This is a genomic window from Rhodococcus sp. KB6 (genome assembly GCF_001445685.1).
Taxonomy (GTDB): Bacteria; Actinomycetota; Actinomycetes; order Mycobacteriales; family Mycobacteriaceae; genus Rhodococcus_F; species Rhodococcus_F qingshengii.
This window is the reverse complement of the sequence record NZ_LNAK01000025.1, coordinates 25,212-47,570: the sequence shown is the minus strand read 5'-3', so window position 1 is coordinate 47,570 and position 22,359 is coordinate 25,212. Positions and strand designations below refer to the sequence as shown.

22 protein-coding genes are annotated in these 22,359 nt (G+C 62.2%); 12 read left to right on the top strand and 10 right to left on the bottom strand.

The genetic code is table 11. The features are described from left to right. Positions 1–2: 2 nt before the first annotated feature. Complete coding sequence (locus ASU23_RS05810) at positions 3–848, bottom strand: class I SAM-dependent methyltransferase (RefSeq protein ID WP_058037538.1); 846 nt, start codon at positions 846–848, stop codon at positions 3–5. 337 nt (positions 849–1,185) lie between these two features. On the opposite strand from ASU23_RS05810, the gene rpsA reads away from it, so the two are divergent. Beyond that, entirely contained in the window at positions 1,186–2,673 is a 1,488-nt protein-coding gene (gene rpsA, locus ASU23_RS05805; protein WP_058037518.1) for a 30S ribosomal protein S1, read from the top strand. A 179-nt stretch (positions 2,674–2,852) separates the two neighbouring features. On the opposite strand, the gene ASU23_RS05800 is transcribed toward rpsA, so the two are convergent. Continuing rightward, on the bottom strand, positions 2,853–3,068 hold the full coding sequence (locus tag ASU23_RS05800) for a hypothetical protein (protein ID WP_003944056.1): 216 nt from the start codon (positions 3,066–3,068) through the stop codon (positions 2,853–2,855). A 159-nt stretch (positions 3,069–3,227) separates the two neighbouring features. On the opposite strand from ASU23_RS05800, the gene coaE reads away from it, so the two are divergent. Then, positions 3,228–4,442, top strand: coding sequence for a dephospho-CoA kinase (gene coaE, locus ASU23_RS05795; RefSeq protein ID WP_058037517.1), 1,215 nt, complete (start codon positions 3,228–3,230; stop codon positions 4,440–4,442). A gap of 4 nt (positions 4,443–4,446) precedes the next feature. Here coaE and ASU23_RS05790 read toward each other — a convergent pair whose 3' ends face one another. After that, positions 4,447–4,965 (bottom strand): DUF402 domain-containing protein, encoded by a 519-nt coding sequence (locus ASU23_RS05790; RefSeq protein ID WP_054187412.1) that lies wholly within the window; start codon positions 4,963–4,965, stop codon positions 4,447–4,449. Positions 4,966–5,051: 86 nt separating this feature from the next. On the opposite strand from ASU23_RS05790, the gene uvrB reads away from it, so the two are divergent. The 3 genes from uvrB to ASU23_RS05775 all read left to right on the top strand — a co-directional run bounded on the left by uvrB (position 5,052) and on the right by ASU23_RS05775 (position 8,776). Further along, on the top strand, positions 5,052–7,214 hold the full coding sequence (uvrB, locus tag ASU23_RS05785) for an excinuclease ABC subunit UvrB (RefSeq protein WP_007728743.1): 2,163 nt from the start codon (positions 5,052–5,054) through the stop codon (positions 7,212–7,214). Positions 7,215–7,259: 45 nt separating this feature from the next. Further along, positions 7,260–8,135, top strand: a complete 876-nt coding sequence (locus ASU23_RS05780) for a hypothetical protein (protein ID WP_058037516.1) — start codon at positions 7,260–7,262, stop codon at positions 8,133–8,135. Between the two features lie 188 nt (positions 8,136–8,323). Next, a complete protein-coding gene (locus tag ASU23_RS05775; protein WP_003944055.1) occupies positions 8,324–8,776 on the top strand; it encodes a universal stress protein in 453 nt (150 codons plus the stop codon). A 1-nt stretch (position 8,777) separates the two neighbouring features. Here the strand turns inward: ASU23_RS05775 and ASU23_RS05770 are convergent, their stop codons facing one another. From ASU23_RS05770 to ASU23_RS05760, 3 genes are all read right to left on the bottom strand, one after another. Continuing rightward, positions 8,778–9,239, bottom strand: a complete 462-nt coding sequence (locus ASU23_RS05770; RefSeq protein ID WP_007728747.1) for a DUF732 domain-containing protein — start codon at positions 9,237–9,239, stop codon at positions 8,778–8,780. 83 nt (positions 9,240–9,322) lie between these two features. Beyond that, positions 9,323–11,605, bottom strand: a complete 2,283-nt coding sequence (locus ASU23_RS05765) for an ATP-binding domain-containing protein (protein WP_007728751.1) — start codon at positions 11,603–11,605, stop codon at positions 9,323–9,325. A gap of 132 nt (positions 11,606–11,737) precedes the next feature. Then, on the bottom strand, positions 11,738–12,670 hold the full coding sequence (locus ASU23_RS05760) for a DoxX family protein (RefSeq protein ID WP_003944048.1): 933 nt from the start codon (positions 12,668–12,670) through the stop codon (positions 11,738–11,740). A gap of 245 nt (positions 12,671–12,915) precedes the next feature. Here ASU23_RS05760 and ASU23_RS05755 point away from each other — a divergent pair, with 245 nt between their 5' ends. Next, positions 12,916–13,482, top strand: a complete 567-nt coding sequence (locus tag ASU23_RS05755; protein ID WP_230793111.1) for a DUF2716 domain-containing protein — start codon at positions 12,916–12,918, stop codon at positions 13,480–13,482. Between the two features lie 28 nt (positions 13,483–13,510). On the opposite strand, the gene ASU23_RS05750 is transcribed toward ASU23_RS05755, so the two are convergent. Further along, on the bottom strand, positions 13,511–14,197 hold the full coding sequence (locus tag ASU23_RS05750) for an MBL fold metallo-hydrolase (protein WP_054187410.1): 687 nt from the start codon (positions 14,195–14,197) through the stop codon (positions 13,511–13,513). 174 nt (positions 14,198–14,371) lie between these two features. On the opposite strand from ASU23_RS05750, the gene uvrA reads away from it, so the two are divergent. Continuing rightward, the gene (gene uvrA / locus ASU23_RS05745) at positions 14,372–17,332 is read left to right on the top strand and encodes an excinuclease ABC subunit UvrA (RefSeq protein ID WP_024487477.1); all 2,961 of its coding nucleotides are present in this window, start codon (positions 14,372–14,374) and stop codon (positions 17,330–17,332) included. A gap of 71 nt (positions 17,333–17,403) precedes the next feature. Here uvrA and ASU23_RS05740 read toward each other — a convergent pair whose 3' ends face one another. Beyond that, the gene (locus ASU23_RS05740) at positions 17,404–18,111 is read right to left on the bottom strand and encodes an alpha/beta fold hydrolase (protein ID WP_030536734.1); all 708 of its coding nucleotides are present in this window, start codon (positions 18,109–18,111) and stop codon (positions 17,404–17,406) included. Between the two features lie 80 nt (positions 18,112–18,191). Between ASU23_RS05740 and ASU23_RS05735 the strand changes: the two genes are divergently transcribed. Further along, the gene (locus ASU23_RS05735; protein WP_058037515.1) at positions 18,192–18,902 is read left to right on the top strand and encodes a YafY family protein; all 711 of its coding nucleotides are present in this window, start codon (positions 18,192–18,194) and stop codon (positions 18,900–18,902) included. A gap of 5 nt (positions 18,903–18,907) precedes the next feature. Here ASU23_RS05735 and ASU23_RS05730 read toward each other — a convergent pair whose 3' ends face one another. Continuing rightward, positions 18,908–19,324 (bottom strand): DUF1801 domain-containing protein, encoded by a 417-nt coding sequence (locus ASU23_RS05730; RefSeq protein ID WP_007736263.1) that lies wholly within the window; start codon positions 19,322–19,324, stop codon positions 18,908–18,910. Position 19,325: 1 nt separating this feature from the next. Next, positions 19,326–19,694 carry a DUF1844 domain-containing protein gene (locus ASU23_RS05725; protein ID WP_007736262.1) on the bottom strand — a complete coding sequence of 123 codons (369 nt, stop codon included), beginning with the start codon at positions 19,692–19,694 and terminating at the stop codon, positions 19,326–19,328. 369 nt (positions 19,695–20,063) lie between these two features. On the opposite strand from ASU23_RS05725, the gene infC reads away from it, so the two are divergent. The 4 genes from infC to ASU23_RS05705 all read left to right on the top strand — a co-directional run bounded on the left by infC (position 20,064) and on the right by ASU23_RS05705 (position 22,301). Continuing rightward, on the top strand, positions 20,064–20,756 hold the full coding sequence (gene infC, locus ASU23_RS05720) for a translation initiation factor IF-3 (protein WP_003944008.1): 693 nt from the start codon (positions 20,064–20,066) through the stop codon (positions 20,754–20,756). Positions 20,757–20,799: 43 nt separating this feature from the next. After that, on the top strand, positions 20,800–20,994 hold the full coding sequence (rpmI, locus tag ASU23_RS05715) for a 50S ribosomal protein L35 (protein WP_003944043.1): 195 nt from the start codon (positions 20,800–20,802) through the stop codon (positions 20,992–20,994). A gap of 63 nt (positions 20,995–21,057) precedes the next feature. Next, complete coding sequence (gene rplT, locus ASU23_RS05710; RefSeq protein WP_003944011.1) at positions 21,058–21,447, top strand: 50S ribosomal protein L20; 390 nt, start codon at positions 21,058–21,060, stop codon at positions 21,445–21,447. A gap of 23 nt (positions 21,448–21,470) precedes the next feature. Then, positions 21,471–22,301 carry an RNA methyltransferase gene (locus tag ASU23_RS05705; RefSeq protein ID WP_058037514.1) on the top strand — a complete coding sequence of 277 codons (831 nt, stop codon included), beginning with the start codon at positions 21,471–21,473 and terminating at the stop codon, positions 22,299–22,301. Positions 22,302–22,359: the final 58 nt, after the last annotated feature.

The following is a 22,359-nucleotide window of genomic DNA, read 5'->3' as shown; positions in this document are numbered from 1 at the left end:
CGTCAGGGTTTGACGGCGCTGAAAATTGCAGTGCCCGGAAAGAGTTGGCCGCGCAGGGGACTCCACTGTCCCCATTCGCGGTCCAACCACTCCGGCCATTCGGGCTCGATGATGTCGCGCACCTGAAGTCCGGCCGCGACGATCTCACGAACCCGGTCGCCGATGGTGCGGTGATGCTCGACGTAGGTGGGGACTCCGTTGTCATCGACCTCGACATACGGGGTGCGGTCGAAGTAGGGGAGGGTCGCGGTCAAGCCCTTCGGCCCGGGATCGTCGGGGAAGATCCATCGAATCGGATGGTTGACGGCAAAGACCCACGATCCGCCGGGACGCAGAACCCGGGCGACTTCGTTCATCACTCGCTGCGAATCGGCAACGAACGGGACGGCGCCGAACGCAGAACAAACGATGTCGAAACTCTCGTCGGCAAACGGCAGGAGTTCCGCACTTGCCTGAATCAACGGGACGGCCGGTCCGCCGGCATTCATCGCGTCCTGCCCGCGGGCGAGCATCCCCATCGAGATGTCGAGACCGACGGCCCGAGCACCATGTCCGGCGAGCCATCGGGCACACGGCGCCGAGCCGCAACCCACTTCCAATATGTCTTTGTCGACTATGTCGCCGAGCAAGTGGTGATCGCCCTCGTGCAGCCCTTCGGGGCACCAGACGAATTCACCTTCCGCGCTGTTCACGCCCAGAAACTCGCCGTGGGTTCGGTGGTAATCGTCGGCGTCGGCGTCCCACCACGCACGGCTGGCGCGGTCGCTGGAACTCGAATCGACACGGACTCGGCCGACGCCGCTGGTACCGAGAATGGAATTGGCAGCGGCATGGCGCTCGTCAGACATGAACAACACAGTAGAACGGGTGATGCGGGCGCAGGGTACCCGGGTTTGCCCGGCAAGATAGCCGACGCGTAGTCTTACTCACGCGAGTGTCTGTCATCCGACCGATTGTCTATACGAGATCTTTACCAAGGTCTCGGAATCGGTCGGACCGAGGGAGCTCGCGGTGCGCTTCCGCGGTGTGGAATGTGATCCGGTATTCGGTTGTTCGTTATTGATGCAGCTGGGTACTTCGATCTAGTACTTCACAAAGTACTTCCAACATTTGTACGCCACAGTTGCGCATCTCGTCCGACAAAATCCATCAACCGACCACAACTCGTCCGGAGCAATTCAACATATGCCCTCCACAACCGTCACCTCGCCGCAGGTTGCCATTAACGACATTGGCTCCGCCGAGGACTTCCTCGCCGCCATCGATGCCACGATCAAGTACTTCAACGATGGCGACATCGTCGAAGGAACCATCGTCAAGGTCGACCGCGACGAGGTTCTGCTCGACATCGGTTACAAGACCGAAGGCGTCATCCCTTCTCGTGAGCTCTCCATCAAGCACGACGTCGACCCCAATGAGGTCGTCTCCGTGGGAGATGCGGTCGAGGCTCTCGTCCTCACCAAGGAGGACAAAGAAGGTCGACTGATCCTGTCGAAGAAGCGCGCTCAGTACGAGCGTGCCTGGGGCACCATCGAGGAGCTCAAGGAGAAGGACGAGGCCGTCAAGGGCACCGTCATCGAGGTCGTCAAGGGCGGCCTCATCCTTGACATCGGTCTTCGTGGCTTCCTCCCCGCTTCGCTCGTCGAAATGCGTCGCGTCCGCGACCTCCAGCCGTACGTCGGCAAGGAGATCGAGGCCAAGATCATCGAGCTCGACAAGAACCGCAACAACGTGGTCCTGTCGCGCCGCGCATGGCTCGAGCAGACTCAGTCCGAGGTTCGCAGCGAATTCCTGCACCAGCTCCAGAAGGGCCAGGTCCGCAAGGGCGTCGTGTCCTCCATCGTCAACTTCGGTGCATTCGTGGACCTGGGCGGCGTAGACGGTCTGGTTCACGTTTCCGAGCTGTCTTGGAAGCACATCGATCACCCGTCCGAGGTTGTCGAGGTCGGCACCGAGGTCACCGTCGAGGTTCTCGACGTCGACCTGGACCGCGAGCGCGTCTCCCTGTCGCTCAAGGCAACGCAGGAAGATCCGTGGCGTCAGTTCGCCCGCACGCACGCCATCGGCCAGATCGTGCCCGGCAAGGTCACGAAGCTGGTTCCGTTCGGTGCATTCGTGCGCGTCGAAGAGGGAATCGAAGGCCTCGTTCACATCTCGGAGCTCGCTGAGCGCCACGTCGAGGTTCCGGACCAGGTTGTCGGCGTCGGCGACGATGCACTCGTCAAGGTCATCGACATCGACCTCGAGCGTCGTCGTATCTCGCTGTCGCTGAAGCAGGCCAACGAGGATTACAACGCCGAGTTCGATCCGTCCAAGTACGGCATGGCCGACTCGTACGACGAGCAGGGCAACTACATCTTCCCCGAGGGCTTCGATCCCGAGACCAACGAATGGCTCGAGGGCTTCGACAAGCAGCGTGAAGAGTGGGAGAACCGCTACGCCGAGGCTGAGCGTCGCCACAAGATGCACACCGCTCAGATGGAGAAGACCGCTGCAGACGAGGCCGCTGAGGCTGCCACCGCTGCTGCCGGCTACTCCTCGGAGACGGCTGCTGCAGAGGACGCCGAGGCTCCGGCTGCTGCCGGCTCCGCTCCGGCCGAGTCCGCTGGCGGATCGCTTGCCAGCGATGCACAGCTCGCCGCACTTCGCGAGAAGCTGTCGGGCAACGCATAAGGATTACCGCTTGATCTGATCAGGCGAGATCTGTGAAGAACCCCGCCCCTGCACGTGCAGGGGCGGGGTTCTTCTCTCTGCCAGGTGTCACTTGCGAGCGAAGAATCAATTCAGTGAGTGAACACAAAAATGACCGGCACCGTAGGGTTGCCGGTCATTTTGTACTTTGTGAAGAGAACTCAGTTTGCGGGAGCAGGCACCCAGTAGGTGGCGGTCGCTTCGGCTGTGCGCTTACGCATCGACGCGAAGCTGTGTCGGCCTTGGCTCACGAGCATCGTGAACCACGTACGACGGTGCTCTGCCAGGGCAAAAGCAACTTCGGGAAACTCTATGCAGTGCACGCCGTTCGGCATTCCGAGGCGGTGCTGACCGTGATGGTCGCGATCTGCTCGCATGGCGTCCACTTTCTCGAGAAGGTGCAGGTACAGGTGCGTTCGCTAGAACATAACCGCACGGTCACCAAAATTGTGGTATTTGAGCCTCGAACGCCCCGGCGTGTTCGATCAGTAGGCGTGTCTGAATCTCTCGGGCGCGGAGATGAGAGACTGTCGAGTGTGTTGAGAGTTGGCCTCACTGGAGGCATCGGAGCCGGTAAGTCGACAGTGTCGAAAATCCTCAGCGAACTGGGAGCCGTCATCGTCGACGCTGACCTGATCGCCCGAGAAGTGGTCGAGCCCGGTACTCCGGGACTTGCCGCTCTGGTCGATGCATTCGGCGACGGGATTCTGTCCGAGGACGGCAGCCTCAACCGACCCGCGCTGGCGTCGTTGGCGTTTGCCGACGACACGTCACGCGGAACTCTCAACGGCATCCTCCACCCACTGATCGGTGCGCGGACGATGGAGCAGATTTCGTCTGCGCCGTCGGATGCAGTGCTCGTTCAAGATATTCCGCTGTTGGTCGAGGGTTCGATGGCGCCGGCATTCAATCTGGTCGTCATCGTTTACGTCGACGAGGAGGAACGAGTTCGACGCTTGGTGGGCTCGCGCGGCATGCCTGAATCCGACGCTCGTGCGCGCATCGCAGCGCAGGCAAATGACGATCAGCGTCGTGCTGTTGCCGACGTGTGGCTCGACAACAGCGGAGAGCCGGGTTCACTCGACGACGTGGTCCGCGACTTGTGGGCGAATCGACTTGTTCCCTTCGAGAAGAACCTCCGCGAGGGCACGGTAGTGCGCGCACTGCCCGAGCTGACTCCAGCCGACCCGTCGTGGCCGGCGCAGGCCGAACGAATCATCGGCCGGTTGTCGTTGGCGTCCGGTGACCGCGCGCGCCGTATCGATCACATCGGATCGACCGCAGTGCCTGGTCTCGATGCCAAGGACGTGATCGACATTCAGATCACTGTCGAGCACCTCGGCGTTGCCGACGACCTCGCGGAAGATCTGGCCGCTGCCGGGTTCCCCCGGATCGAGCACATCGTCGCCGACGACCCGAAACCGTCGTACCTCGGTGGCGAGACCGATCCGGCGGTGTGGGCGAAGCGGATCCACGGGAGTGCCGATCCAGGGCGCCGCGCGAACATTCACATTCGGGTGGACGGTTGGCCAGGTCAGCAGTTCGCGATCCTCTTCCGCGACTGGCTTCGCTCCGATGCGTCGGCGCGTGCCGAATATGCCGAACTCAAGGTCAAGGCAGCCGAGAGTGCCGCCGGCATCGACGACTACGCCGCTGCGATCGACGCCTACCTGGGAGTCAAGACGCCGTGGTTCGACGCCGCTTTCCACCGGGCATGGGAGTGGGCCGAGAAATCAGGCTGGTCCCTCTAACCACTCAGCGCCACGTGACCGGCATGCCCACCGAGGTGAGCCAGGCGTCGAGATCGTGACCGTGGGCGGCGATGCCGTCGATAGCGCGGGCCGCGTTCAGCATCGCACGCTCTGACGTCTTCGGGTCGAGAATCCCGGCGGTGTTCGCCTCGAGCAATTCGTCGACGTCGAGCAATTCGACGCTGCGTCCGGTCTGCACGATCAGGTCGAGGTAGTGGTCCTCGGACGTCCAGACCTGGTCGCCGCGGATGAAGTCGCCGATGTCGACATAGAAATCCCAGTCTCGGATGTGTTCCGGGGTGAAGTGCAGGATCGACGCCCGAATTCCGAGTTCGGGAATAATCCAGGACTCCAGGTAGTGAAACCGGGGATGGTCGGCGTGGCGCGCCATGTACAGCCCCCACGGTTCTTCGCGGTAGTGCTCGACCGGGCGAACGAAGCCCTTGGGATCGACGTTGGTGCGAGCTGCGATGTCGAAGGTTTCGACCTTCGGCCGGTGAATGTGGGGACGTTCCTCGCTCATGGTCGAAGAACCTACCGCCGAACTGCATTTTCGGCTGAACGCGGACGAGCGGGCATTGTGTCGGTAGGTGCGCTTACCCTGGTTTCATGGCGTTTGCTTCCGAACATCCCGTGGTCGCGCATTCCGAGTTTCGGCCGGTTGGTGACATCGAGCGCTCAGACGCGCGCTTCGAGGTCGTCAGCCCGTACGAACCGGCAGGCGATCAGCCGGCAGCTATCGCCGAGCTGGAGAAACGGATCAACGAGGGGGAGAAGGACGTAGTCCTCCTCGGTGCGACCGGTACCGGTAAGTCGGCCACGACTGCGTGGTTGATCGAGAAGCTGCAGCGCCCGGCTCTGGTGATGGCTCCGAACAAGACTTTGGCGGCTCAGCTCGCGAACGAGCTTCGGGAAATGCTACCCAACAACGCGGTCGAGTACTTCGTCTCGTACTACGACTACTACCAACCCGAGGCGTACATCGCCCAGACGGACACCTACATCGAGAAGGATTCGTCCGTCAACGACGATGTCGAGCGGCTGCGCCACTCGGCGACGTCCAGCCTTCTGTCACGACGGGACGTGGTCGTGGTGGCCTCGGTGTCGTGCATCTACGGCCTCGGTACACCGCAGTCGTACCTCGATCGCTCAATTCAGCTGGACGTCGGTGTGGAGGTGCCGCGGGATGCGTTCCTGCGTCTGCTCGTCGACGTTCAGTACAACCGCAACGACATGGCGTTCACGCGAGGTTCGTTCCGCGTGCGCGGCGACACGGTCGAGATCATTCCGTCGTACGAAGAGCTGGCGGTCCGCATCGAATTCTTCGGTGACGAGATCGAGGCACTGTACTACCTCCATCCACTGACTGGTGACATCGTTCGCCAGGTCGACACGGTTCGTATCTTCCCGGCGACGCACTACGTCGCCGGCCCTGAACGCATGGAGCGTGCCGCCAAGGACATCGAGGCGGAACTCGAAGAGCGACTCGCCGAGCTCGAAGGCAAGGGCAAGCTCCTCGAGGCTCAGCGTCTGCGCATGCGTACGCAGTACGACCTCGAGATGATCAAACAGGTCGGATTCTGCTCCGGCATCGAGAACTACTCGCGCCACATCGACGGCCGTGGCCCTGGAACTGCCCCCGCAACCTTGATCGACTACTTCCCGGAAGATTTCCTTCTGGTCATCGACGAGTCGCACGTGACGGTTCCTCAGATCGGCGCCATGTACGAGGGCGATATGTCGCGCAAGCGAAACCTGGTCGAGTTCGGATTCCGGCTACCGTCGGCAACAGACAACCGCCCTCTGACTTGGGAAGAATTCAGTCAGCGGATCGGTCAGACCGTCTACTTGTCGGCGACACCAGGTAAGTACGAGTTGGGTCAGTCCGGCGGTGAGTTCGTCGAGCAGGTGATCCGCCCGACCGGATTGATCGATCCCGAGGTCATCGTCAAACCCACCAAGGGACAGATCGACGATCTCGTTCACGAAATCCGCGAGCGAGCGGAACGTGACGAGCGTGTGCTGGTCACGACGTTGACCAAGAAGATGTCGGAAGATCTGACCGATTACCTGCTCGAACTCGGTATTCGCGTCCGCTACCTGCACTCGGATATCGATACGCTCCGGCGAGTCGAGTTGCTCCGTCAGCTCCGCCTGGGGGAGTACGACGTGCTGGTCGGCATCAACCTCCTGCGTGAGGGACTCGACCTTCCCGAGGTGTCGCTGGTCGCGATTCTCGATGCCGACAAAGAAGGTTTCCTACGTAGCTCCACCAGCCTCATTCAGACGATCGGCCGAGCGGCTCGAAATGTATCCGGTCAAGTGCACATGTATGCGGACAAGATCACCGCTTCCATGGCGCAGGCCATCGAGGAAACCGAGCGACGACGCGAGAAGCAGGTCGCCTACAACGAGAAGATGGGCGTCGACCCACAACCTCTACGCAAGAAGATCGCGGACATTCTCGATCAGGTGTACGAGGAGGCAGAGGACACTGCGGCGTCCGTGGACGTCGGTGGTTCGGGTCGCAATGCGACGCGTGGTCGGCGTGCGCAGGGTGAGGCCGGTCGTGCGGTCAGTGCGGGTGTGTACGAGGGGCGCGACACCAAATCGATGCCTCGGGCCGAATTGGCAGATCTGGTCAAGGAACTCACCGATCAGATGATGAACGCTGCACGTGACCTTCAGTTCGAGTTGGCTGGGCGATTGCGAGACGAAATCTCGGATTTGAAGAAGGAGCTTCGAGGAATGGACGCCGCGGGTCTCAAGTAGGTCGCCTCGCGTGCGTTCGTGCTTTCGACCGCTACGGTTTCAGGTATGGATGCACAGACTGCAGGCAAGACCGCGCGGACTCTCGAACTTCTCCATTCCTTGGCGTACTTCGTCCCGGAGACGGAGAAGGAACTTGTCGGCGTCGGGTTGGAGCCTGGCCGAATGGTGTACTTTGCCGGGCGATCAGCTCCGCTCGGCGCTCCACCCGCGACTGTCGTCACGGCCACCTTCTTCAACTTCAATCCTGAATTGATCGCCAGTGTCATCCCACGTGCCTGGGAATTGGCAAGGCACACAGAGGTTGTCGCCGCGCGGTATCGGGCAATCGACGCGGCGTACGTCCGCCTGTTCGGTGCAGACGTGACAGGATCGGCGGACATGGCCGAGGCCGCCGAACTCGTGTCGATCGCTGCCCAGAACATTCCTGGAGTGGACGGCCGCCCTCTGTACGCGGGTTGGGCGTCGCTCGACTGGCCGGCCGAGCCGCACCTGCGTTTCTGGCACGCGCTGACACTGCTGCGTGAGTATCGCGGTGACGGCCACATTGCGGCCCTTCAGACCGCGGGATTGAACGGCCTGGACGCGTTGATCACGCACACCGCGACGGGAATCGGGTTTCAGCGCAAATTCGCGCAGACTCGTCGCGGATGGTCGCAGGAACAGTGGGACGAGGCCGTCGAGAGTTTGAAGGACCGCGAACTGCTGGATCGTTCGTCCGGTGCGCTGACCGAGGACGGGCAGGACTTGCGTGACGTCGTCGAAGACCTGACGGACGACCTCGCTTTGGCTCCGTGGGATGCGCTGGGTGAGGAGGGTGCCAAGCGGTTGCTGGAATTGGCGACGCCGTGGCGTACCGCCCTGGTCGAGCAGGAAGTATTTCCGGCGGCGCTGTTCGGGCCCCGCTTCGGCAAACTTCGCTGAGTGGTCACCACCGAACAAATGTGTCTGTGACGAAGAATCACATTCACTGTGGGCTTGTGGCGTGTACTGCAAATAACACTATCCGCGGCACAATCCCGCTAATGTCAGCGCAGCGGTTGTCGAGCGGGCGCAACAGCGTTGCGCCCGGTGCCGGCCGTACCGTCCGTCCCGTAACCATGGAGGAATGAATGAGTGCCTACCGGACCGTTGTCGTAGGAACCGATGGCTCCGAGTCGTCACTGAAGGCAGTCGACAGAGCTGCCGCCATTGCCAGTGGCTCGGACGCTCAGCTCGTCATCGCGTGTGCGTACTACCCGGCTGATCCCAAGGACGTGAGCGCTGCCGCTGATGCGTTGGGTAACGAGGCCTACCAGGTCACCGGTTCCGCTCCGACCTACGAGATCCTTCGCACCGCTCGTGAGCGCGCACATGCCCAGGGGGCAAAAGATGTTGTCGAGCGCGCCGTCGTCGGCGCTCCCGTCGAATCGCTTCTCGCTTTGCTCGACGAGGTGAAGGGCGACTTGCTGGTCGTCGGAAATCGCGGATTGAACACGTTGACCGGGCGTCTACTCGGATCGGTGCCTTCCGATGCCGCTCGCAAGGCGACGTCCGATGTCCTGATCGTGCACACCGTTCGCTGAACTACCGGCAGTAGTCGGCCTCGGCCGCATCGACGAACACTTCAGCCAGCTGATCGGCGCTGGGGGGTGTTGTCGATGCGGCCGAGCCGTTTCCGGAGGTGACCATTGGTTCGCTTGCTCCGTTCAGCGATACCGCCCGCAGATTCGCGATGATCATCGCTCGATCCGTTCCGGCCGCGAGCTGCTGGCAGACGCCGTCACCGAGCGCCTGCAACATGTCGTCGGAGAAGGCGGGCGTGACCCCGGTAGACGCAAGCGCCGCCCGCAGCCGATCTGCCTCGTCTACCGGTTTTTCTGTCGGTGCGGCAGCAACAGCAGCGATGTCGTCGCTGCCGGCAGCAGCCGTCGAACTCGAATCATCCTCTGAGCAACCGGCTGTCACCGCCGCAAGCATCCCGACGCCGATCACCACGCGAGCGATCTTGCGGATGGGTGCGGCGGAACTTGCGGGCAGGCCAAGCACGAGGGGTCATTCCTTCAGTCGTCGACACAAATTGGAGTGACACCACCATTCGTGGTGTCACGCACGAACCTACTCCGTGATGCTCACGAATCGAAGGCCAACTCTGCTGCTTCGACGCCGTCGAGAACCGAGGGGAGCGACTCGACGTGAATGATGCCGAGCCTCTGGGTAGCGCGGGTCAATGCGACGTAGAGGTCGTTCATTCCGCGTGGTGACTCGTCGAGAATGTCGGCAGGTTCGACGATCAACACTGTGTCGAACTCGAGTCCCTTGACGTCCTTGACGGACAGGACGCTTACGGTGTCACTCGCAATGCCCGCCAGATCGGCAACGACCTCGGAACCGGCGATCACTGCGGTGATACCGGGATGCGACTCGGACTCGATGCAACGGCGCACGGTCGATTCCAATTCTTCGGCCGTGGTCTTGAGCGCCCACGGCGCGAATCCGCTGTCGCGTACCGACCGGGGCACGGATTGCTCCGGGTCGATCTCTTCGAGCACACGGTGCGCGACATCCATGATCTCCGAGGGAGTTCGGTAGTTGACGGTCAGTTCGGTGAGCTTCCAGCGCTTGGCGACGTAAGGCTCGAGAATCTTCTGCCAGGACGAAGTTCCCGCGGGATCACCGGTCTGAGCTGTATCGCCGACCAACGTCATCCAGCGATTCGGTATGCGCCGCATCAGCATTCGCCACGCCATTTCGGAGAGCTCTTGGGCTTCGTCGACGATCACGTGACCGTAGGTCCAGGTTCGGTCGCCGGCAGCGCGTTCTGCCGTGGTCTGGCGCTGGCCCTGATCGTGGCGTTGGGCGAGTTGGCTGGCGTCGATCAAGTCGTACGCCATCAAGATCTCGGGATCCATCTCGTCTTCGAGATCCTGTGGTGCAGACCCGGTGAGGATGTCGAGGGCGCCCTGGGCGTCGGCGATCTGCGCGCGCCATTCACGTTGTGCGCGTTCGCGTTCGGCGGCGTCGTCGACGCCGAGAATCTCGGCCAGTTCGTCGAGCAGGGGAGCATCGGCCGCACTGAAACCCGGTCCGACGCTCTGCAGAAGCTCGTCGCGTTGGGCGTCGTCGAGTTGCGGCGCTGCCTTGGCCAACCTCGCCGGCGACGTCCACAGTTCCGCGAGGATTTGCTGCGGCGACAATTCGGGCCACAGCTTTCCGATGGCGGACATGATGTCAGGGTCCTCACGCATCTCGTCGCGAATGTCGGCGATGTCGTCCCGACTGAGGAGTGACCCACCGTCGACGAGGTTTCCGCCGATGAGTTCGGCCATCTGCAGTGCCAACGCCTCGATGACTGCTGCCACGAAGATCGGGCGCGCCAGGTTGTGTGGGCGACGCGACGACCGAGCACGCCCGCGCGCCTTCGTGACAGTCTTTCGATCCAGCTTCAAGTCGTACGTGTCGAATCGAAGGGTAATCGGCTTCGACGGAACTTCCTGCCGATCCCGGACGGCGTTCTTGAGCACGTCGAGGATCGCGAGGGAACCCTTGATCTCACCGGCGGCGAGGGAATCCGTACGAGTCGCACGCACTCCGGGGTACAGGTCCCCGATCGTCGAGAGTAGAACTCCGGTCTCACCGAGTGAAGGAAGGACCTGGCTGATGTAGTCGAGGAACGTCGCGTTCGGCCCGATGATGAGAACACCGGCCTTGGCCAGTTGCTGGCGGTAGGTGTAGAGCAAGAAGGCGGCACGGTGAAGGGCGACTGCGGTTTTGCCGGTACCCGGACCGCCCTGGACGACCAAAACGCTCTTGTGCTCGGAGCGGATGATGGCATCCTGCTCACTCTGAATGGTCTCGACGATGTCGTTCATCTGACCCGTACGCGCTGCGTTCAGAGCGTCCAGGAGAGCGCTCTCACCGGCGACGCCGCCGGCTTCGGTCACCACGCCTGCGGCGCGGGCCGCGTCGAGGTCCAGGTATTCGTCGTTGATGCCGGTGACTGTGCGGCTCCGACTGCGAATATGGCGTCGCCGCTTCACGCCCTCAGGTGCCGCGGGCGTCGCCAGATAGAACGGGCGTGCCATCGGAGCTCGCCAGTCGAGGAGCAGCGTTTCGTAGTCGTTGTCGGTGTCCAGGATTCCCAGTCGGCCGACGTAGCGTCGCTCGTCGTCGAAGTCGATGCGTCCGAAACACATTCCGTTCTCGGCTGCGTCGTACTTGGCGAGATCCTCGGTGTACATGGCGTTGAAGGATTCGCGTTCGCTGCGTGCTTGCGGGGTTCCGCCGGTCTCGAGGAGGACCGTGCTCAAGCGAGTTTGGGCATACTTTCGAAGATCGTCGAGACGGGAGTACAACATCGTCACGTACTGCTGCTCGAGCTCTTGCTCGTTCAGTGACGGGTCCGCGTCGGGCAAAGGATCTCCTAGGCTTGATGAGAAATTCACGCGCTGCAAAAGCGCCAAGACAGTCTAGTTCCCCCAGATGAACTGCCGCATAGATACAGGTCAGGCCACCCGAAGGTGGCCTGACCGTGTCTTTCGGTGCACTCAGTGCGTCAATTCGTCCTTCTTGGCGCGAGCCTTTTCGAGCGCCTTCTCTGCGCGCTTGCGAGCACGCTTACCCAGCACCTCGGTCTGCTCCGACGCCGTTTCGGCCCACTCGTTGCTCTTCTCGAGGGCGAGTTCGGCGAACTCCGAGCTGCGCTTGCTCGCCAGCTCTGCCAGTTCGGCGCTGCGCTCGCGTGCGGTCTCGGCCAGTTCGGAGCCGCGCTTCTGCGCGACTTCGAGGATGTCCGGGCCGCGTTCCTTGGCGACCTCTCCGAATTCCGCGGCTCGCTTGCTCGCGATCTCCGCGAACTCGGAGCTGCGCTCCTTGGCAAGTTCGAGCCAATCCGTGCCGTGTGCCTTCGCGGTTTCGGCAAGTTCGGAACCGCGTTCGGACGCCACCGACAGAGCGTGTTCGACGCGATCGCTCGTGTGATCGGTCTGCGATGCGACCAATGGAAGTGCTGCGGCGATAGACGCCTGGGCCTTCTTCGCGGCGCGGCGGCCACGCCAGCCGAGCGACGGCTTGCCCTCGGTGTCGACGGAGGCGATCATCAGTCCGCCGAGCAAGCTGACGTTCTTGATGAAGTTTGTGCGCTGCATCGCTCGCAGTGACGGATCGGTTTCGTTCCAGAAGTCGTGACCGGCAAGCGTGGTCGGTACCAGGCTCCCCGCGAGCACCAACGACGCGAGCCGCGGCGCCTTGCCGGTGGCCAGCAGGGCACCGCCGCCGATCTGGACGGCGGCGTTGATCTTGACGAGTGTTTCCGGATCAGCAGGCACCTTCTGCGTCACTGCTCCTGGCAGCGTCTCGACGGATTTGTCGATCAGCGGTGACGCTTTGGCTGCTCGCTGAGCGGGGTTGCGCAAAGCATCGATTCCCCCGGCGATGAAGATCGTGGAAAGCAGTGGACGAGCAATTCGACGTACCAGCATGTTTCAAGCCTCCCGATGTAGGTTCGTTTTCCACCCTAGCGATCTCACAAGGAATTGGTCCGGTTCGGCGATCCCGGCACGCCTGACCCGGTCGCCGGATTCCTGGTCGCCGAAGCGCGTTGTACTGCGACGATGACTTCTCCACTGATCCGGACACACCGTTCTGAAGTATCCGTTACCGCGTATCCGCATACGGCGTGTTCGAAGGTGTCACAGTATGCGCACCGTTCGAGCACGATGGTGTTGTGACCACCAAGATGACTCAGAACTTCGGCTCGACCCTTCCCACCGGCTGGGGACAGCTGTCGGACGAGGAGAACGAGAGAAACTGGGCGATCTTTCGTGACCGCTTTGGGTTCACGCCCGGCATCGACGCACGGTCTTGGCCCGCCATCGCCGAGCCCATCCCGTCCGTGGTCTTCGATTTGGGTGCGGCGCCAGCTGCGACTCCAGGGGCGTGGGCCGCTCGCGTGGATGCGATCAACGCCGAAGCGTTGCGCTGTTTTGTCACCGATTGGAACGACGATCCCAACTTCGTCGTTCTGGATTGGCAGCATCCGGGCTACACCTTCGACGCGGAGGCACACGCTGCTGCGAAGGAGCTTGCGGAGTGGCGTGTCCCGGTCTATCCGAACGGTGACTACTACATATTCAGTCGGGACGACTTCACGGAAGGGACCTTCGGCCATCCGTGGGAACGCACGCTGTGTGTGTTCGGGGAACGGATGGTCGAAGGACTGGGCCGGACTCTGTCGACCTGGCTTCCGCGACTTCGAGTCAACGGTGAACAGGTCGACAGCCAAGTCGGTTAGCGGGGTCCAGTACGGAACAGGTGAAACGTCACCAACCGCGTTCGCGCCACTCCGCCAGGTGCGGGCGCTCGGCGCCGAGCGTCGTGTCCTTGCCATGCCCGGGGTAGACGACAGTCGCGTCGTCGTACCTTCCGAACAGCTTGTTTTCCACGTCGTCGAGCAGAGAAGTGAACTTCTCGGGGTCGGCGGTCTTGCCTACTCCGCCGGGGAAGAGTGAGTCGCCGGTGAAGAGGTGAACCTGTCCGCTCGGTTCGGTGAGAGCCAGCGCGATGGAGCCGGGCGTGTGGCCGGACAGGTGAATGACGTCGAGGCTCAAGTTGCCAACGGTCACCTTGTCGCCGTCTTCGAGGAGCACGTCCGGGGTGACGGGAAGGACCTCTGCGTCGAGGGGGTGCGCGGCGGTCGGCACCTTGGTTGCGGCGTGAACGTCTTCGAGGGCCAACCAGTGATCGCCGTGCTGGTGGGTGGTGACGATGGAATCGAAAACAGGTGCTTCCTGTTCGATGAGCGCGATGATCTTCTCGGCTTCGTTGGCCGCATCGATCAGGAGAGATTTCCCGGTCGTGGAACAGGCGACGAGGTAAGTGTTGTTGTCCATGGGGCCGACCGACATCTTCGTGATGACGGCGCCTTCGACTGTGCGCCGCTGAGGGGCAGAATCGGGGGAGACCTGACCGGTGTAGGAGTCGTCGATCACGATGGGCTGATTCGTCATGAAACGCAGGCTACCTTCGAATAGGGGCAGGTAGAGCGATGGGCTCGCCTGGTGAGAAAAACGTGTCGGTGGCTCGGCCTACGATGACGATCGCTCGAGGACTCGCGTTTGCGAGGCCACTCGAGACTTCTCCGGGGGGACGGCCCCGGACGATTGACAATGAAGGGAATTGGTGTGGCGGATCGCCTGATCGTGCGGGGTGCGCGTGAGCACAATCTGCGAGGAGTCGATCTCGACCTCCCGCGAGACAGCCTGATCGTCTTCACCGGGTTGTCCGGCTCCGGCAAGTCCAGCCTCGCGTTCGACACGATCTTCGCCGAAGGTCAGCGCCGCTACGTCGAGTCGCTCTCGGCATACGCGCGTCAGTTCCTCGGCCAGATGGACAAGCCGGATGTGGACTTCATCGAGGGATTGTCTCCTGCGGTGTCGATCGACCAGAAGTCGACCAACCGCAACCCCCGTTCGACGGTGGGCACCATTACCGAGGTCTACGACTACCTCCGACTTCTCTATGCCCGCGCGGGTTCGGCGCACTGCCCGGTGTGTGGTGAGAAGATCGCACGTCAGACGCCCCAGCAGATCGTCGACCAGGTGCTCGAGATGGAAGAGGGCATCAAGTTCCAGGTCCTCGCACCGGTAGTCCGTACTCGTAAGGGCGAGTTCGTCGACCTTTTCGATCAGCTCAATACCCAGGGCTACTCGCGAGTGCGCGTCGACGGTGTCGTCCATTCGCTGGCGGATCCGCCGAAGCTCAAGAAGCAGGAAAAGCACGACATCGAAGTAGTGGTCGACCGATTGCAGGTCAAGGCGAGTTCGAAGCAGCGCCTGACCGACTCGGTCGAGACCGCACTTCGCTTGGCTGAAGGCATCGTGGTCCTCGACTTCGTCGACCGTGAAGAAAATGCACCTGATCGTGAGCGTCGTTTCTCCGAGAAGTTGGCCTGCCCGAATGGCCACGCACTCGCGATCGACGATCTCGAACCGCGCTCGTTCTCCTTCAACTCGCCCTACGGCGCCTGCCCGGAATGCACCGGCCTCGGTATCCGCAAGGAGGTCGACCCGGATCTGGTGGTTCCCGATCCCGACCTGAGTCTCGAAGACGGAGCGATCGCGCCGTGGTCGATGGGCCAGAGTTCGGAGTACTTCGGACGGTTGCTCTCCGGCCTCGGCGACATCCTCGGTTTCGACATGAAGACGCCGTGGAACAAGTTGCCGGCGAAGGCCCGCAAAGCAATCCTCGAAGGCAGCGAGGAGCAGGTTCACGTCCGGTACAAGAATCGGTACGGCCGTACCCGTTCTTACTACGCGGAGTTCGAAGGTGTGATGCCGTTCCTGCATCGCCGGCTCGAGCAGACCGAATCGGATCAGATGAAGGAACGGTACGACGGGTACATGCGCGACACGCCGTGCCCGGCGTGTGGTGGTGCTCGCCTGCGCCCGGAAATCCTGTCGGTAACTATCGCGGCTGGAGACTTCGGCAGTAAGTCCATCGCCGAGGTCTGTGAACTGTCGATCTCCGATTGCGCGGACTTCTTGAACAGCCTCACTCTCGGTTCGCGCGAAGAGGCGATTGCGGGTCAGGTCCTCAAGGAAGTTCAGGCACGACTCGGGTTCCTGCTCGACGTCGGCTTGGAATACCTTTCCCTCTCGCGTGCCGCTGGCACGTTGTCCGGTGGCGAGGCCCAGCGAATCCGCTTGGCAACGCAGATCGGTTCCGGACTCGTCGGCGTGCTGTATGTACTCGACGAGCCGTCCATCGGCCTGCATCAGCGTGACAATCGACGACTGATCGAAACCCTGACGCGCTTGCGCGACCTCGGCAACACGCTGATCGTCGTCGAGCACGACGAAGACACTATCCGCACGTCCGACTGGGTAGTCGACATCGGACCGTACGCCGGCGAGCACGGCGGCAAGGTCGTCCACAGCGGGCCATACGAAGAACTGCTGACGTGTGAAGAATCTCTGACCGGCGCCTACCTGTCAGGTCGTAGCTTCATCGAGGTTCCGGCCATTCGTCGACCGGTGGACCGCAAACGCCAGGTCACGGTCGTCGGAGCTCGCGAGCACAATCTCGACGGCATCGACGTGAGTTTCCCGCTGGGTGTTCTCACCGCTGTCACCGGTGTCTCCGGTTCGGGCAAGTCGACGTTGGTCAACGACATTCTCGCGACCGTCATGGCGAACAAGCTCAACGGTGCACGCCAGGTACCTGGGCGTCACACACGAATCAACGGTCTCGATCAGCTGGACAAGCTCGTGCAGGTCGATCAGTCTCCGATCGGCCGGACTCCACGATCGAACGCGGCGACGTACACCGGCGTGTTCGACAAGATCCGAACCCTGTTCGCGGCCACCACGGAAGCGAAAGTCCGCGGTTACCAGCCCGGCCGATTCTCGTTCAACGTCAAGGGCGGACGCTGCGAGGCGTGCTCCGGCGACGGAACGCTGAAGATCGAGATGAACTTCCTGCCGGATGTGTACGTGCCCTGCGAGGTGTGCCACGGCGCCCGGTACAACCGCGAAACGCTCGAGGTCCACTACAAGGGCAAGTCGATCGCCGAGGTACTCGACATGCCTATCGAGGAAGCAGCCGAGTTCTTCCAGCCGGTCACCTCAATTCACCGGTACCTCAAGACGCTGGTCGACGTCGGCCTGGGCTATGTCCGACTGGGTCAGCCGGCTCCGACTCTGTCCGGTGGTGAAGCGCAGCGCGTCAAGCTCGCCGCCGAATTGCAGAAGCGGTCCACCGGTCGCACGGTGTACATCCTCGACGAGCCCACCACGGGTCTGCATTTCGAGGACATCCGCAAGCTCCTGATCGTGATCAACGGTCTGGTGGACAAGGGCAACAGCGTGATCGTGATCGAGCACAATCTCGACGTGATCAAGACGTCGGACTGGGTCGTCGACATGGGACCCGAGGGTGGATCCGGCGGCGGAACCGTTGTGGCGCAAGGTACGCCGGAAGACGTTGCCGCGGTCCCCGAGAGCTACACGGGCAAGTTCCTCAGTGAGGTTCTCACCGCACAGCACGCGCCGGTCAAGGCCAAGCCGATCACCAAGAAGCGTGCGACGAAGGCAGTTGCCGCAAAGAAGGCCGCGCCACGGAAGAAAGCCGCTTCCGTGAGCTAGTAGAACGTGAGCAAGTAGAAATCGGTCAGTGATGCCGGGTCGGAATCGACCCGGCATCACTGCTTTGTCGATCAGGAAGTGCTGGTCTCGAGAATTACGTTGGCGACCTCTTCGGGGCGCGACCACATCGGCCAATGGCCGGTCGGGAGGTCGACGTACGTCACGGGGAGTTTCGCCAGTTCGGCGGCCATCGGATGACCTCCGTCGGCCATCTGGGCGATCACCGCGGAGGGGAACGTGCTGCAAACGACGGTTGACGGCACCTGGTAGCGCTTTTCGTTCGTCAGGACAATCGGCTCACGCGCGGGCCCAGCCGGTTCGGGTACCGCGTTGGCGCGGAACGTCTCCAGAGCTTTCTCGTCGAGTCCTTCGAGGCTGCTGCCGTCCGCTTCGAGCTCTGCCCACGTGGGGAGCGGAATCTCGATGACATCGGAGGCCAGATCCGGTCGCAGCGCTGCGCCGTCGGGCATGGGGCCCGAGTCGACGTAGACGATCCGAGCGACGCGATCCGGGATGCGATCGGTGACGGCGTACCCCACCGGGCCGGCGCCGCTGTGTACGACCAAGACCGTGCGCTCGTCGGAGTCCGATACGGCGTCGACGACTGCACGGACGTGAGCGTCGAAGGTGACCGCTGATCGATCTGTGTCTACTGCGTCGAGCCCGGGCAGTGTCAGGCTGGTCACGCGGGTGTCGGAACGCTCGAGGTGGGGGAGTACTGCATCCCAAGCCCATGAACCGAGCCAGAATCCGGGAACAAGAACGATGTGAGTTTTCATGTACTTACAGTGCACCCGAGTTGGTGACAACAGAGTGTCACCAATTATGTCACCGTTTGGTATCGGAATCTGAGACACTGGTGAACGTGAATCGAGCTGCGAGATTGCATGCTCTCGTCGAGGAACTTCGGCGACAGGGCGATCGAGGGACTACGTGCTCCCGATTGTCCGAGGAATTCGGTGTCACCACCCGGACGATCAAGAGGGATATCGAGACGCTGATGATGTCGGGTGCGGCGATCGAAGCGCGCTCAGGTCCCGGAGGTGGATACCGACTCGTGGGTCGCGCCACGCTGCCGCCGGTGAATTTCACTGTTCCGCAGGCAGTTTCGATCGCGTTGGCCTTGACGGCGATGGGTGATGCTCCGTTTGCGCCGGATGGGCGAGCAGCGCTGGCGAAACTGCTCGATGTGATGGACGAGGAGAGTCGTCGCAAGGTCGCCGAGCTCGGTGGCCGCGTGTGGATTCGCGGTGACGGCGGGGCTCTGACGGATTCGCGCGCGAACCGGCAGGCCGTCGAGCAGGGTCTCGAACAGAGTCGAGTCGTGTCGTTGCACTACGTGGATGGGGACGGTGCGGAGACGGTGCGGGCAGTTGAGCCGCACATTCTGGCGCAGGACCGTGGTCAGTGGTTTCTCATCGGCTGGTGTCGCGAGCGCGACGCCGTGCGGTGGTTTCGACTCGATCGAATGCGTCGGGCCACGCTGACGAACGATCGCTTCACACCACGCGATTCGACCGTCTTCGGGCAACCGCCCGAAGACGCTCGGCCTGTATCTCCCCGTAGGTGAGTGACTCAGTCGATCATGTTGCGGGCTGCGGCAACGGAATCCGTGATCAGTTCGGTCAGGGTCGTCATATCGACGTCGCTCAGCCGTTTGACGTACAGGCAGCCCTTGCCGATTTTGTGCTTGCCGAGGCGAGCGAGCGTGTCGGTGTAGTCGTCGAAGTTCAGCGACAAGTACAACGTGAGCGCGGTGGCCCTGGGGGAGAACCCGATCAGTGGGGTGTCACCTTCGTGGCCACTCGCATATCGGTAGTGCCGTGCCCCGAATCCGATGATGCTCGAGCCCCACATGACAGCAGGCTCGCCGGTTGCGGCCGACAGCAGGGAGATCAGCTCCACGGCGTCGGCGCGTTTGCGGTCGTCGACGCGTGAAATGAATGCGTCGACGTCCTCGGGCGTCGGTTGAGTCTTGTTGGCGGTTGCCAACTCAGTAGACCGGACCGGTGAACTTCTCGCCCGGTCCCTTTCCTGGCTCGTCCGGGTGCGAGGACGCCTCACGGAATGCGCGCTGCAGGGCTTGGAGGCCTTCACGGATGGGTCCGGCATGAGGGCCGAGGTATTCGACCGACGCAGTCACGAGTCCGGCAAGTGCCGTGATGACGCGACGCGCTTCGTCGAGGTCCAGGTAGGGGCTGGAAGACGGATCGGCGTCGGAGAGGCCGAGTTTTTCGGCAGCCGAACTCATCAGCATCACTGCAGCGCGGCTGATGACCTCGACCGCGGGAACTTCGGAGAGTTCGCGGACGTCGGGGTTCGCGCCGTCGGTGTTCTGTTCTGCCTCGAAGTTCTCACTCATGGATGTAAGGATTCCATCAGGCCGTGACGGTGTTGAATCGGGCCTCTCCCGGCAGCACTGGGAGCGGCACCGATTTCTTTCATCTGTGGCGACCTGTTACTCTTGTTGCAACGACCGCCTCCGACTTGTTCGGGGGCAGCAAGTGGAGTCCGACTCCCACCTCTGCACGGCAGGTGAAACTGCAGTTCAGTGGTTCCGGTCACCTGTTATCGGAGATCATTCTTCGTCAGGTTCCTCGCTCAGTCGAGGAGATAGGTTTCGGCGTGAGCTGGATCCTATGTGATCGGTCGACATCGGGCCCCGCGGATGAGCAATCATCACAGCGGGGCTTTTTTGTTGGGGTGCGGGCGGTACGGGCTGCGTGCGGTCATGAAGACCGCACCGTTCAACCTAGGAGGCCCCATCAGCACTGAGACCCGCATCAACGATCGTATCCGCGTTCCCGAGGTTCGTTTGGTCGGACCTGGCGGCGAACAGGTAGGCATCGTGCGTGTTGAAGATGCACTCCGCTTGGCCCTTGAGGCCGACCTCGACCTGGTCGAGGTAGCTCCTGACGCCCGTCCACCGGTCTGCAAGATCATGGACTACGGCAAGTTCAAGTACGAGGCTGCACAGAAGGCACGTGAGTCACGTAAGAACCAGCAGCTGACGGTCATCAAGGAGCAGAAGCTCCGACCCAAGATCGACGACCACGACTACGAGACCAAGAAGCGCAACGTCGTTCGCTTCCTCGAAGCCGGTTCCAAGGTCAAGGTCACGATCATGTTCCGCGGACGTGAGCAGTCACGCCCCGAACTCGGCTACCGCCTTCTGCAGCGTCTGGGAGCAGACGTCGCAGATCTCGGATTCGTCGAAACCTCGGCAAAGCAGGACGGCCGAAACATGACGATGGTCCTGGCACCGCACAAGGGCGCCAAGACTCGTGTCAAGGCGCAGGAGAGCGCTCAGGCGCCAGTGGCTCAGGCTGCTCCGCGTCCGGCTCCGGCCGCACCGGCTTCCAGTGAAGCAGCTCCGGAAGCACCGGCGACCGGCGATGCCGCTCCCGAGGCTCCGGCCAGCTAGTCGATTTCCCAAGATCCACCACGTAACAAGAACTGAGGACTCCATGCCCAAGATGAAGAGCCACAGCGGCGCCTCGAAGCGATTCAAGGTGTCCGGCAGCGGAAAGCTCATGCGCCAGAAGGCCGGCCGTCGCCACCTTCTCGAGCACAAGTCCAGCAGGGTTACCCGTCGTCTCGACGGTGTCGCTGTTGTCAGCCCTGACGACGCTCCGCGCATCAAGCGCATGCTCGGCATCTGAGTCGCCCCCTTACTGACCACCCGGGGCCGTACTTTCAGCCCCTAGATTGACAGGATTTTTCAAGTGGCACGCGTAAAGAGGGCGGTCAACGCCCAGAAGAAGCGTCGTTCAATTCTTGCTGCATCCAGCGGCTACCGTGGACAGCGTTCGCGTCTGTACACCAAGGCCAAGGAGCAGCAGCTCCACTCGCTCACCTACGCGTACCGCGACCGTCGTGCGCGCAAGGGCGAGTTCCGCAAGCTGTGGATCACGCGTATCAACGCTGCAGCTCGTGCAAACGACATCACGTACAACCGCCTCATCCAGGGCCTGCGTCTGGCAGAGGTCGACGTCGACCGCAAGATCCTGGCCGAGCTCGCTGTCTCCGATGCCGAGGCCTTTGCCGGCCTGGTCGCACTCGCGAAGGCCGCTCTGCCGGCTGACGTGAACGCTCCTGCCGGAGAAGCAGCCTGATTCACGCATCACAGCAACGGCCCGTGGACCCGCTCACCGAGCGGACTCCGCGGGTCGTTTCTGCTGTCAAGCTCCTGCGCACAGCAGAACGACGCAAAGCAGGACGTTTCCTCGTCGAGGGCGAGAACTCGGTCACCGAACTGTTGAACGGTGCACTCTCGAATGGCGAGGCCCGCCCGGTACACGACCTCTTCTACACCGAGGACGCAGCCGAGCGCTATCAGCACGTCATCGATCGGGCGCTGACCGCTGGAGTTCGTGTTGCTCTTGTGACCGATCGAGCAATCAAAGCTCTGAGCGATACCGTCACGCCGCCCGGTCTCGTTGCCGTCAGCGATCTACTGGATGTACCGCTGAGCGCAGCCGTCCATCAGGAGACCCGCCTGCTCGCAGTGCCGGTCGCGGTCAACGAACCAGGTAACGCGGGCACCGTCATTCGCATCGCCGACGCAGTGGGTGCCGATGCGGCAATCCTCGCCGGCGACAGCGTCGATCCGCACAACGGCAAGGTCGTTCGTTCGTCGGCGGGCAGCCTCTTTCACCTGCCAGTCGTCCGCGATCGAGACACGGTGTCGGTGATCGAGCAGATTCGCGCAGCCGGCATTCAGATTCTCGCGACTGCGGCTGACGGCGAGGTCGATCTCGACGAGGCCGACGAGTTGCTGAGCAAGCCGACGGCCTGGCTGTTCGGTAACGAAGCTCACGGTCTCGATCCGGCGATCGCCGCGCAGGCTGATCATCGGGTCAGGATTCCGATCCATGGCCGCGCCGAAAGCTTGAACCTCGCGACAGCGGCGGCAATTTGCCTGTACGCAAGCGCGCGGGTGCAAAACCGCGCCACCGATCACGGCTGAAAACGCACGCGAAGACCTCACGGAATCCCATTTGCGGAAGCCTGAGACAATACAAGAG